11 protein-coding genes and 1 tRNA gene are annotated in these 12173 nt (G+C 67.6%); 2 read left to right on the top strand and 10 right to left on the bottom strand.

Features of this window, described 5'->3' with window-relative positions:
- Positions 1-9 precede the first annotated feature (9 nt).
- The 8 genes from BVIR_RS15170 to BVIR_RS15135 all read right to left on the bottom strand — a co-directional run bounded on the left by BVIR_RS15170 (position 10) and on the right by BVIR_RS15135 (position 8879).
- Positions 10-270 (bottom strand): phosphopantetheine-binding protein, encoded by a 261-nt coding sequence (locus BVIR_RS15170; protein ID WP_082417228.1) that lies wholly within the window; start codon positions 268-270, stop codon positions 10-12.
- A 161-nt stretch (positions 271-431) separates the two neighbouring features.
- Positions 432-2369 carry an ABC transporter permease gene (locus BVIR_RS15165; RefSeq protein WP_055038392.1) on the bottom strand — a complete coding sequence of 646 codons (1938 nt, stop codon included), beginning with the start codon at positions 2367-2369 and terminating at the stop codon, positions 432-434.
- Complete coding sequence (locus BVIR_RS15160; RefSeq protein WP_082417226.1) at positions 2366-3562, bottom strand: efflux RND transporter periplasmic adaptor subunit; 1197 nt, start codon at positions 3560-3562, stop codon at positions 2366-2368. The genes BVIR_RS15165 and BVIR_RS15160 overlap by 4 nt, the downstream gene beginning before the upstream one ends.
- 6 nt (positions 3563-3568) lie before the next feature.
- Complete coding sequence (gene entS / locus BVIR_RS15155) at positions 3569-4813, bottom strand: enterobactin transporter EntS (protein WP_082417224.1); 1245 nt, start codon at positions 4811-4813, stop codon at positions 3569-3571.
- Positions 4814-5135: 322 nt separating this feature from the next.
- A complete protein-coding gene (locus BVIR_RS15150) occupies positions 5136-5894 on the bottom strand; it encodes an iron ABC transporter ATP-binding protein (protein WP_055038391.1) in 759 nt (252 codons plus the stop codon).
- Positions 5891-6772: an iron chelate uptake ABC transporter family permease subunit gene (locus tag BVIR_RS15145; protein WP_236823772.1), complete on the bottom strand. Its 882-nt coding sequence runs from the start codon at positions 6770-6772 to the stop codon at positions 5891-5893. Before BVIR_RS15145 ends, BVIR_RS15150 begins: the two co-directional genes overlap by 4 nt.
- Before the next feature lie 73 nt (positions 6773-6845).
- Positions 6846-7856 carry an ABC transporter permease gene (locus BVIR_RS15140; protein WP_055038389.1) on the bottom strand — a complete coding sequence of 337 codons (1011 nt, stop codon included), beginning with the start codon at positions 7854-7856 and terminating at the stop codon, positions 6846-6848.
- A 3-nt stretch (positions 7857-7859) separates the two neighbouring features.
- Positions 7860-8879, bottom strand: a complete 1020-nt coding sequence (locus BVIR_RS15135) for a siderophore ABC transporter substrate-binding protein (protein ID WP_236823622.1) — start codon at positions 8877-8879, stop codon at positions 7860-7862.
- A gap of 233 nt (positions 8880-9112) precedes the next feature.
- On the opposite strand from BVIR_RS15135, the gene BVIR_RS15130 reads away from it, so the two are divergent.
- Entirely contained in the window at positions 9113-9397 is a 285-nt protein-coding gene (locus tag BVIR_RS15130; RefSeq protein ID WP_055038388.1) for a GNAT family N-acetyltransferase, read from the top strand.
- A 135-nt stretch (positions 9398-9532) separates the two neighbouring features.
- Positions 9533-9859 (top strand): hypothetical protein, encoded by a 327-nt coding sequence (locus tag BVIR_RS16545; protein ID WP_082417220.1) that lies wholly within the window; start codon positions 9533-9535, stop codon positions 9857-9859.
- On the opposite strand, the gene BVIR_RS15125 is transcribed toward BVIR_RS16545, so the two are convergent.
- A tRNA-Arg gene (locus BVIR_RS15125) sits at positions 9830-9906 on the bottom strand. The two genes, BVIR_RS16545 and BVIR_RS15125, sit on opposite strands and share 30 nt — an antisense overlap.
- A 675-nt stretch (positions 9907-10581) precedes the next feature.
- A complete protein-coding gene (gene ahcY, locus BVIR_RS15120; RefSeq protein ID WP_055038387.1) occupies positions 10582-11979 on the bottom strand; it encodes an adenosylhomocysteinase in 1398 nt (465 codons plus the stop codon).
- Positions 11980-12173 lie beyond the last annotated feature (194 nt).

Genomic DNA, 12173 nt, shown 5'->3' with positions numbered 1-12173 from the left:
CCGCGGGCCTCAGGCGTCGCCCATGGACTTGCGCTTCAGCAGATCCCACAAGGCGTCGAGGGTGGGGCAGCGGGCGAACTCCACGAAGTTCACGTCCAGCCGTGCTGCCTTCCATTCCGCGACCAACTGCATGGCGGCGATGGAGTTGAGGCCGAAATCCATGAGGTTGTCGTCGTCGGCCGGGTCGTCGTCGAGGAAGCGGCGCACCTGCGCCCGCAGCGCTTCCTTCGAGACAGGCGCGGTCGCAGATGGGCATGGTTGCGTGTTCATTTGTTTCTCCTGACCCGCGAGTTGGAGAGCGGGCGCTATTGCGTGCAGATTGCGCCTTTTCTTCAGAATTATGCATGTCTTGCGAAGGGAAAAATCTGTGATGAACGGTCAAAGTACTTTTTAATGCTGCAAATCAAAAAGTATTAACTTGTGAAATGACGTCATTCCCTTGCCAGCGCCTGTACCGGATCCAGGCGCGCGGCGCGGCCCGCGGGCATGTAGCCGAACAACAGCCCGGTCCCCACGGCCCCCGCAAGCGCGAGGGCGATGGCCTTGAGCTGGAACACGACGGAAAGGTCCATGGCCACGGCCGCGCCGACGCCCACGGCAAGGCCAAGGGCGAGGCCGGCGACGCCGCCGGCGCCGGCGAGGATCATCGCTTCCGCCAGGAACTGGCTCAGGATGTCCCGCCCCGAGGCGCCCACCGCCATGCGGATGCCGATCTCGCGCGTACGCTCGGTGACGCTCATGAGCATGATGTTCATGACGCCGATGCCGCCCACCAGCAGCGAGACGGAAGCGATGACCGCCAGCAGCCCCGCCATGGCCGACTGCGTCTGCGCCAGCTCGGCGATGCGGCTCGCCATGTCGTTGATGAAGAAGTCCTCCATTCGGTGGCGCGCGAGCAGCGTCTCCCGCACGTGGCGCTTGGTCTCGGCGAGATGGCCGGTGTCCTTCACGGTGACCTGGATGCCGCCGAGGTCGCTCGAGCCAATGAGGCGGCTCGCGGCGGTCGACAGCGGCAGCACCACGCGGTCGTCACGGTCCATGCCGCGCTCGTCGGGCCCTTTGGGCTCCAGAACGCCGGTGACGAGGAAGGGGATGCCGTTGGCGAGCACGTAGCGGCCGGATGGGTCGGCGACGCCCGGAAGAAGCCGCGCTGCCACCGTCGCGCCGAGCACCATCACGGGGGCGCCGGCGCGGTCGTCCTCCGCCGTGAAGAAGGCGCCCTTGCGCGTGGTCCAGCGGAACGTCTCCGGGTAGGCAATGGACGTGCCGAAGGCTTCTGATCGCACGCTGACGGCGCCGGCAGTGAGGGTCACCGTGGTCCAGCGGCCCGGATTGACCGCCTTCACGTTCGGCAGCATCGCCAGCGCCTGCGCGTCGGCGAGGGTCATGCGGCCACCCGGCAGGGCCGGGTTGTCGTTGTCCGGCATCACCACGATCCAGTCGGTGCCGGTGGCGGCTGCGCGGGCGAGCACCTGCCGCCGCGTGCCCTCGCCGATGGCGAGCATGGCGATGACCGAGGCGGTGCCGATGACGACGCCGAGCAGCGTCAGCGCCGTGCGGAACGGATTGCCGGCGAGGGCGGTCAGCGCCGATCGCAGCGCCTCCGAGAGGGCGAACAGTGCCGGCGCGTGCCGCTCGGGCCGGGCTGCGGGCGCCGGCGGCGGCTGGGTCGCCTCCCCGTCGCCGCTGTCGCCGACGATGACCCCGTCGCGGATCTCCACCACACGGCGGGCGATGCACGCCACGGCCGGATCGTGGGTAATGAGGATGACCGTGTGCCCTTCCGCCGCCAGCTCGCGCAGGAGGTCCATGACCGCGCCGCCGCTGGCGCTGTCGAGCGCGCCGGTGGGCTCATCGGCGAGGATCACCTCGCCGCCGTTCATGAGCGCACGGGCGATGGAGACGCGCTGCTGCTGGCCGCCGGAGAGCTGGTCCGGCCGATGGTCGAGGTGATCGCCGAGGCCCAGGCGCTCCAGAAGCGCCGCTGCCCGCCGTTCCCGCGCCTCGCCGCCCATGCCGGCATAGACCGCCGGCAACTGGGCATTCGCCCGCGCGCTGACGCCGGGCAGGAGGTGGTAGCGCTGGAAGACGAAGCCGAACACCTCGCGCCTCAGTTCGGCCTGCGCCTCACGCGAGAGCGAACTCACGTCCTGCCCGGCAAAGCGGTAGGTGCCGCCGGTCGGGCTGTCGAGCAGGCCGAGGATGTTCATCAGCGTCGACTTGCCGGAACCGGACTGGCCGACGATGGCGACGAATTCCCCCGCATGGATGGTGAGGCTGATGCCGCGCAGCACCTCGCTCGTCACCCCTCCCTGAGTGAAGGCCCGGCGGATGCCGGCGAGTGCGATGAGGGGCTCGGGCGTCGTCATTGGGTGAAGCGGACGGCGCTCCGCTCCTTCTCCACGCGCTCGCCGGTGATCACGCGCTCGCCTTCAATGAGCCCTTCGAGGACCTCCGCCTTGAAGCGCGTGCGCACACCGATCCGCACCGTGCGCGGGACGGCGCCATCGGACTCCAGCACGCGCACAGTGAAGCGGCTGCTCTCGCCCTCCACCGGTTTCAGCGCCGCCGCCGGTACGATGAGGGCATTCTCGGCGCGGGCCGTGATGAAGAATGTCTGTGCGCTCATCTGCGGGCGCAACTCGCCGTCAGGATCGGGCACGTCGAACAGGGCGGTGTAGAGGACGACACCATTTCCGGGCGATCCGCTGATGCCCGTCCCGCCTGTGCCGACCTGGCTCGGGGCGGGCAGGATCTGGCGCACCCGGCTTTCCCAGCGGCGGTCGGGGTGGCCGAGGGTGGTGAACCAAACCGGCATGCCTGCCTTGAGCTGCGGCACGTCCGCCTCGGCCACCTGGGTCCACACCGTCATCACCGACAGGTCGGCGATGCGCAGCAGTTGCGGGGTCTGGTAGGTGGCGACCAGCGTCTGGCCCTGCCGCGCCTCAACCGAGACGACGGTGCCGGCCATCGGGGCGAACACCTTGGTGTAGCGCAGCTGCGCTTGGTTGGACCGGAGGTTGGCCGCCACCTGCCGGATCTGGGCACGGGTCATCTCCAACTGCGCGGTCGCGGTGGCCGATTCCATGGCGGCGCGGTCGTTTTCCTCCGCGCTGGTGAACTGGTTGCGCACCAGGCGCGCTTGCCGGTGTGCGCGGTCGGCGGCGAAGCGGGCGCGGGCTTCGAGGTCGATGAGCTGCGCCTTCAGCCGTGCGATCTCCGCCTCGCCCGCCTCCACCTGTGCTTCCTGGAGCGTCGGGTCGATCTCGGCGAGAAGTTGGCCGGCGGCCACCACATCGCCCTCATGGGCGTAGAGACGCAGCAGTTGGCCAGAGGCCTGGGCGCCGACGTCGACATAGTCGCGCGGCTGGAGCTTGCCGAGAGCGGTGACGCTGTCTTCGATGGTACCGCGCGTCACCACGGCGGTCTCGAAGTGCGGCTCCTGCGAATGGGCGCCGGGCCAGGCATCGAGAAAATAGCCGGCGCCGGCCAGAGCCACGCCCAGCCCTGCCAACAGGCCGGCGTGGTGGCGGATCAGGCCTGCGGTTCCGGGCGGCCACATGGCGTGTCAGCCTTCCCCAGCCGCCGGCTGCCCGGCGGGGACGTCCGCGCGCCGCTTGGCGTTGAAGGCGACGGCAAGGAGGCCGCCCACAGCGAGTGCGGCAATGCCCATCACGGCGATGCCCGTCTTCGGCAGCGCCTGAACGAGGGCGCCGATGCCCACCGCGCCGAGGCTGTCGCCGGCGACGTCCTGCGCTGCCCAGAGGCTGTTGATGCGGCCAAGGAGATGGTCCGGCGTGTGGTCCTGGATGATGGTGTATTGCAGGAGCGAGGCGATGGAATTGGCGTAGCCGTAGATCACGAGCGCGGCGAGGATGAGGGGAAAGTGCGCCGCCGCGCCGAGCGCGACCACGCAGGCGAAGGCGACGGCGCACAGGCCGGACATCGCGCGTTCCGGTTGGCGCAGCCCCCGCGCCCAGCCGCTGAGGATCGCGCCCAGCGTCGCGCCGAGCGGAACGGCCGAATACATGAGCCCGATCTCGAATGCGCCGCCGCCCAGCGTGTCGGTGACGATGGCCGGAAACAGGATGCGGATGGAGGTTGTGAGCGTCAGCAGCGTGCCCATGGCGAACACCACGAGCAGATGCTTGTGGCGCAGCAGGAAGCTGAACGCCGACGACATCATGGCGAGCGGATGTTCGATGGCGCGGCGCTCCGGAACCATCGAGGGCAGCGAGAGTAGGGTGAGCACGGTGAGCAGCGTCCCCGCCGCCGCAATGCCGTAGTTCCAGGCGGGGCCGCTCGCGACGATCACCAAACCGCCGACGGCCGGCGAGACGATGGTGGCGAAACGCGTGACCAGCATTCCGAGCGCGCCCGCCTGCATCAGGTTCTCGCGGCCGACGATGAAGGGCATGGCGGCCATCAGCGCCGAGACGCCGAGGGCACCGAAGAAGCCGTCCCAAAACGCGAGCGCGTAGATGACCGAGAGCGACGGCGTTGCCATCAGGCTGTTGACGGCGAGACCGACGAATCCGATGCCGCAGACGCTGCGGGCGACGAGGATGAGGCGCCGCCGGTCGTATATGTCCGACAGCACACCGCCGAGCAGCAGCCCCAGAAACATGCCGATGCCGTCGAGGGCCGCCACCACGCCCACCTGGAAGCTGGAGCCGGTCAGCGCATAGACCTGCACCGGCACGCTCACCACCAGCATTCCAAGGCTCATGAGCGAGATGCCTCGGGCGACGAGGAGGTTGCGGAACGCCGTGTTGCGCTGAAGCAGCGAGAGATCGAGGAAGAAGCGGCGCACGGGGTGATCTCTTGTGATGGATCGGGTGCGGCAACCCGCACGTATGCGGGCCGGCACGGCGCAAGCGACTGCGCGGACGCTGCGCAGAAGGCTCCTGGCAGTGCTCACTCCAAAGAATAAGCGCCGATAACCCTGCCGTCCATGAACAGAATCAGTGTTACGGCGTCAAATAATCCTGCATTAGCGGCATGATTTGTCTATTTCTTGAGTTGTTATTTGAACAATTAAATACTGTTCGTCATAGCTATGCCATGGCTGTAGTGCCAGCGGCCCCGGATTAACAGCGCAGTGCGTGCGCTCGGGCGGGCCTGACCCGGCGCGATCATCGGTAGTACGCGCCGAGCCGAAATCCGTTCAGCTCATGCACGGTGACGTCCATGTCGTAGACCGCTTTCAGCACGTCCGAGCGCATGATGTCGTCCGGCGTGCCATGGACCACGACGCGGCCGTCCTTCATGGCGACGATGCGATCGGCGTAGCAGGCGGCGAAATTGATGTCGTGGATCACCACCACCACCGTCTTGCCCAGTCCGTCGGCCGCCCGGCGCAGCAGCTTCATGGTGCTCGCGGCGTGCTTCATGTCGAGATTGTTGAGCGGCTCGTCGAGCAGCAGGCAGGTGGGATCCTGTGCCAGCACCATGGCGATGAAGGCGCGCTGGCGCTGGCCGCCGGAAAGCTCGTCGATGAGGCGGTCGCGGAGCCCCGAAAGGTCCACGTAGCCGATGGCTTCGGCAATCTTCTCGGCATCCGCCCGCGTGAGCCTTCCGCGAGAATGGGGAAAGCGACCGAAGCCCACGAGTTCGCCGACGGTGAGGCGCGGCGTGATCTGGTTGTCCTGCTTCAGGATGGCCACGCGCTTCGCCAGCACGATGCCCGGCGTCGTGGTCACGTCGAGGCCGTCGATGGTCACACGGCCCGTATCCATAGGCAGCAGCCGCGCCACGATGGACAGCAGCGTGGACTTGCCGGCACCGTTGGGGCCGATGATGGCGGTGAGTCCGCCCGCCGGCAGCGCGAGCGACACGTCGTCCAGGACGCGCGCGGCGCCGTAGGATTTCGATACGTGGGCGATCTCGATCACGTGCGGGTGCCCCTGAGCAGAAGCAGGATGAAGACGATGCCACCGGCGAATTCGATCACCACGCTGAGCGCCGCATCGTAGCCGAGGACGCGCTCGAGCACCGTCTGCCCGGCGGCAAGGCACGTCACGGCGATGAGCGCCGCGGCCGGCAGGGTGTAACGATGCCGGTCGGTGCCGAGCGCGAGATAGGCAAGGTTCGACACCAGCAGGCCAAAGAACAGCACCGGCCCCACCAGCGCGGTGGACACGGAGACCAGCACGGCGATGACGATGACGAGGATCGTCACCATCCGCTTGTGGTCGATGCCAAGATTGACGGCAGGCTCGCGGCCGAGCGCCAGCACGTCCAGCGTCGGAGCGAGGCGAACGGCGAAAACGCCCGCCGCGATGATGATCCCCGCCGCCACGGGCAGCAGCGCGGTGTCCGCCACGCTGAAGCGGGCAAACAGCATGCCTTGCAGAACCGCGAATTCGTTGGGGTCGAGGACGCGCTGGAGCAGGTTCGACAGGCCCCTGCACAATATGCCGAAGACGAGGCCGGCCAGCACCACGAGGTGTAAGCCGCGCCGCCCGTCGAACAGCCAGCGGAACAGGCCGAGCGCCACCACGGCAAGCAGCAGCGCCTCCCCGGCGAAGCGCCAGCGCGGATCGATGGCGGCAGCGCCCTGCGCACCGAGGGCGAACACGACGGCCGTCTGGATCGTCACATAGAGCGCGTCGAACCCCATCACCGCCGGGGTGAGGATGCGGTTCTCGGTGAGGGTCTGGAACAGGACGGTCGAGATCGCCACCGCCGTGCCCACCAGCACCAGCCCCGCGAGCTTGCCGCCGCGCAGCGACAACACAAACCCCCAGTTGCCCTGGGCGCCCACCGTCATGAAGCAGACGGCCGCGGCAACGGCGGCGAGAGTGAGGACGAGAAGGACGCGCCGCGCCCTGTTGGCCCGCAGGTCAGCCAAGGTGGAAGCGCCGCCCGAGCAGCAGATAGAGGAACACGACGCTTCCCGCGACGCCTGCCACCGTGCCGACCGGGATCTCATAGGGAAAGCGGATGAGCCGGCCGATGATGTCGCAGGCGAGGAGGAAGGCGGCGCCCGAAAGCGCGATCCAGGGCAGGGTGCGGCGCAGATTTTCGCCCATGACGAGCCCCACCACGTTGGCCACGAGGAGGCCGAGGAATGGCACCGTGCCGGCGGTGGCGATGCTGGTCGCGGTTGCCAGCGCGACAATCGTGACGCCCAGGGCGACGATCCTGCGGTAGTCGAGCCCGAGATTGCGGGCGAAGGCGTCGCCGAGGCCGGCAACGGTGAAGCGGTCCGCCGTGACATAGGCGACCGCGGCGAGGGCGACGTTGAGCCACAGGAACTCGTAACGCCCGCGCAGCACGCCGGAAAAGTCGCCCATGGTCCAGGCGGCGAGCGACTGGAGCAGGTCGGTGCGGTAGGCAAGAAAGGTGGTGAGGGCATTGATGACCCCCCCCAGCATGAGCCCAACGAGCGGCACGATGACCGCGCCGCGGAAAGCGATGCGGTTGACGATCTGCAGGAACAGAACGGTTCCGGCCACGGCGAACAGCGCCGCCACCGCCATTTTGCCGATCACCGGAAAGCCGGGGGCGAGGAGGGTGGCGCACAGGAGGCCGAGGCTCGCCGCCTCCGCTGTGCCGGCGGTTGTGGGTTCGACGAAGCGGTTGCGGAACAGCATCTGCATCAGCGCCGCGCACACTCCCATGGACAGGCCGGCAAAGAGCAGCGCCAGCGTGCGCGGCACCCGGCTCGCGGCGAGCAGCAACGGTGCATGGCCCTGGGCGTCCCCGCCGGCGAGAGCGGCAAGCGACATGTCTCCCACCCCGATCAGGACGCTTGCCGCGCTGAGAGCGAGAAGGCCGAGGCCGGCGAGACCGAAGGCCGCTGCGCGCCCGGCCCGCGGCGCCGGCGCGACGCCCGATCCGCAGTTCGCCATCGCCTATTGGCTCCTGCCGGCTTCGAGCGCCAGCGCCAAGTCTTCGGCGATGGTGGCGAACGCCGCGCCGCCGCCGCCCGTGATGTACCAGCGCACCGGGTCGAGATAGAGGATGCGACCCGCCTTGGCGGCGCGGGTGGCGGCGATGAGGTCGTTGTCCAGCACCTTGCGAGCCGCCTCGGTGCTGCGCCCGACGGCGGCATCGCGGTCGAGCACCAGCAGCCAGTCGGGGTCGGTCTTCAGGAGGAACTCGAAGGAGATCACCTCGCCATGGGTGGCGGCCTTCACTTCGGCGATCGCCGGCTTCACCCCGAGTTCGTCGTGCAGCCAGCCGAAGCGGGATCCGGGCCCGTAGGCGGTGAGCTTGCCGCCGTTGACCATCACCATCAGCGCCGTGCCTGCGCCGGGCGCATCGGCACGCACGCGCGCCACCGCCCCGTCGATGCGCGACAGCAGCGCCGAAGCCTCCGCCTCCTTGCCGAAGACACGGCCGAGGGTCTCCACATTGCGTTTCACGCCGTCCACGAAATGGCGATCCTCGACGGCGAGGTTGATGGTGGGCGCGATCGAAGAAAGGTCCCGGCGCTTTGCCGCCGAGCGTGCGCCGACGATGATGAGATCGGGCGTGGCTGCGGCGACGGCCTCGTAGTCGGGCTCGAACAGGGTGCCGATCTTGAGGTAGCGGGGGTCGCGATATCCGGCGAGGTAGTCGGGCAGGTTCGAGCCCGGCACGCCCGTCACCTCCACGCCCAGTTTGTCCAGGGTGTCGAGGGCCGCCGGATCAAAGACGAGCACCCGCTGGGGGCGGTCGGGCAGGGTCGTCGTTCCGCCGCCATGCGTCACGACGATTTCCGCACGCACAAACGGGCTCGCAAGAGGAAACGCGGTCAGAACGCCGGCGACGACGAGTGTGCGCACCACGCCGGCACCGCCCGTGCCTCGGTTGGCGCGAGCGACTGACAGGCCCGCTGATCGCATGGCCGCGCGCTTATGCGGGAATCCGGTCCGCAGCAGGAACGTCATGATTTCTCGCATCATCGCTTTCCCTGCAGGATTGGAATCATTTCATTTGATGACGGGGTGGGAAAATTATGCCGTTCCTTCACTGGAATTTTCTTTTGTTTCACTAAAAGCAACAAATTCGAAGCATGTCTGAAAATCGTCTACGTATTTCTGTTCGTCAAGGGTGTTGAGCGGCTACATGTCGGCCGCATCGCGCCGGGCGCCGGCTCGCGGCGTTGGCGCGGCGACTCCAGATGGCGGCCGAGCGCGAGCTGAGCTATCCGACCGTTCCGGCGGTACTGATCGGCTGGCTTGGGCGGCATTGCGACTACGCTGGACGAGGGCTTGGAGAAGCCCTGCTGCTCGACGCCATCAAGACGGTGGCGACCGCACCGATCGGCGCGCACGCCATGTTCGCCGACGCCATCGACGACACGGCAGCGGCCTTCTACGCGGCCCTCGGCTTCACGCCTTTGATCCGGCGGCCACGCACCCTCTATCTGCCGGTGGCAACAGCGTTGAGCCTGCTGTCGCCATGATGCGCGCCGCCGTTCGAACGCAACAAGCGCATCACCGAGACCGACCAGCGGCTCAACAGGCTCTTCGACGCCATCGAATCCGGCGTCGCCGATCTCGACGCTCCCGGCCTGAAGGAGCGCATCGCCGGTCTCAAGGTGGTTCGGGAGCAAGCCGGCGCCGACGCCGAGCGCGCCCAGGCCGCGCTCGACCATGCCGGCAATCAGGCTGTCGGCCCTGATATGGTCAGGACCTTCGCCTGCACGGCCCGCCAGCGTATGCGGCTGGAAAACCGCGGCTACCGCCGCGACCACCTGCGCGCCCTGGCGCAGCGTGTCGGGGTCGCCGACAAGGAAGTCCGCATCATGGAATCAAAATCCGAGCTACTGCGCACCCTGGTCGCCGCCTCAGGCGGAAAACCGAGCGTAGTCGGTGTTCAGAGTTCTGTACTGAAATGGCGCGCCCGAAAGGATTCGAACCTCTGACCCCCAGATTCGTAGTCTGGTGCTCTATCCAGCTGAGCTACGGGCGCCTGTCTCGGCACCGCCGAGAGGTCGGTTCCATACCGGCTTGATCCGGGCATTTCAAGGTCTCTTCGCCCGGTTGGCGGTGCGAATTGTCATCAAGGCGTAGAAATCCACAGCGGCGCTTCCGCAGCGGCCGTTCGCACCGCGCCAGGGGCGGGCCCGCCCGCGCGACCCTATGCCATCGCGGACCGCGAACGTGCCGGGCGGGTGAGGGCAGCCGAAATCACACGAGCGAGCCGTGGACGCAGGGCGGCGTTTGGCGATGCGCGGAGGCGACTTCGGCGACGCGCCGGCACGCCCGATGCGACCGGTCGGCGCGGTGGGGCGCGTCCGCGCGCCATCGCCGATCATGGCTGCGCGAGGATCGAGGCGAGCAGGACGACCGGAAACAGATTCCGGCTGGTCACCGTGATCCCCGGCGACCTCGCGGAAAATTCTTGATCGGACGGTGGTTTCGGCGAGCGACCGATGGGACGATCGGCCTGAGTTCGGATGTTGGCGCCGCAACAATCGATCTGCGGTACCTCAAGCCAAGAGGCGTGTCCGGACCTGCTGGCGCAATCCGGAAGGTGTCGCGCCAGCGCGGGCACGGGTCCGTCCCGGCCGCGTTCGCCGGCCGCGCGAGGCGGCGAAGATGGCACGGCCGACGGTGGCGGATGCCGCCGTCGGCCGTGGCGTTGTCAGTAGCGGTAATGGTCCGGCTTGTAGGGGCCGGCCACCGGAACGTCGATGTAGGTGGCCTGCTTTTCGGACAGCTTCGTCAGCTTCACGCCGATCTTGTCGAGGTGCAGCCGCGCCACCTTCTCATCGAGGTGCTTGGGCAGGGTGTAGACCTTCTTGTCGTACTGGCCCGGCTTGGTGAACAGCTCGATCTGCGCCAGCGTCTGGTTGGTGAACGAGGCGCTCATCACGAAGCTCGGGTGGCCCATGGCGTTGCCGAGGTTCACCAGGCGGCCTTCCGACAAAAGGATGATGCGCTTTCCTTCCGGGAACTCGATCTCGTCGACCTGCGGCTTGACGTTGTGCCACTTGAGGTTCTTGAGCGAGGCCACCTGAATCTCGGAATCGAAATGGCCGATGTTGCAGACGATCGCCCGGTCCTTCATCGCCCGCATGTGGTCGATGGTGATGACGTCGAGGTTGCCGGTGGCGGTGACGAAGATGTCGGCGCGAGCAGCGGCGTCCTCCATCGTGGTGACCTCGTAGCCCTCCATCGCCGCCTGCAGGGCGCAGATCGGGTCGATTTCCGACACCAGCACCCGGCAGCCGGCCTGGCGCAGCGAGGCGGCCGAGCCCTTGCCGACGTCGCCGAAGCCGGCAACCATCGCCACCTTGCCGGCCATCATCACGTCGGTGCCGCGGCGGATGCCGTCGACCAGCGATTCGCGGCAGCCATAGAGATTGTCGAACTTCGACTTCGTCACGCTGTCATTGACGTTGATCGCCGGGAACAGCAGCTTGCCTTCGCGCTCCATGATGTAGAGGCGGTGGACGCCGGTCGTGGTCTCCTCGGTGACGCCGCGGATCGAGCCGGCGAGCTTGGAGTACCAGCCCGGCTTGTGCTTGAGGCGCCGCTTGATGGCGGCGAACAGCACTTCCTCTTCCTCATTGGTGGCGCCGTCGAGGAACGCGGTGTCGCCCTGCTCGGCGCGCAAGCCGAGGTGAACCAGCAGCGTCGCGTCGCCGCCGTCGTCGAGGATCATGTTGGGCACGCCGCCGTCGGCCCACTCGAAGATCTTATGGGTGTATTCCCAGTAGTCTTCCAGGCTTTCGCCCTTGACGGCGAACACCGGAATGCCGCGGTCGGCGATGGCGGCGGCGGCGTGGTCCTGGGTCGAGTAGATGTTGCACGACGCCCAGCGGATGTCGGCGCCGAGCGCGGCCAGCGTCTCGATCAGCACCGCGGTCTGGATGGTCATGTGCAGCGAGCCGGCGATGCGGGCGCCCTTCAAGGGCTGCGCCGGGCCGTACTCGGCACGGGTCACCATCAGGCCGGGCATTTCGGTCTCGGCGATGTCGATTTCCTTGCGGCCCCACTCGGCGAGACCAATGTCCCTGACCACGTAATCCTTGCTCATGATCCCCTCAAGGTTTTCGGAAACGGTGCGGCGGGAACAGCCCGGCCGCCGGTTGCTGCCTCGTCTAGCAGACCGTCAAACCAAGTCAATAAACATATAAAGATTTCTTTATGCCGACTCGGGCGGCCGCCACCGATCACGTCTGCCGGCGCCGCTGCAGCAGCGCAGCCGTCCGCTGGCGCCGCTCGGCCCGA

It is taken from the genome of Blastochloris viridis (assembly GCF_001402875.1).
GTDB classification, from domain to species: Bacteria; Pseudomonadota; Alphaproteobacteria; order Rhizobiales; family Xanthobacteraceae; genus Blastochloris; species Blastochloris viridis.
This window is presented reverse-complemented; position numbering and strand designations above follow the sequence as displayed.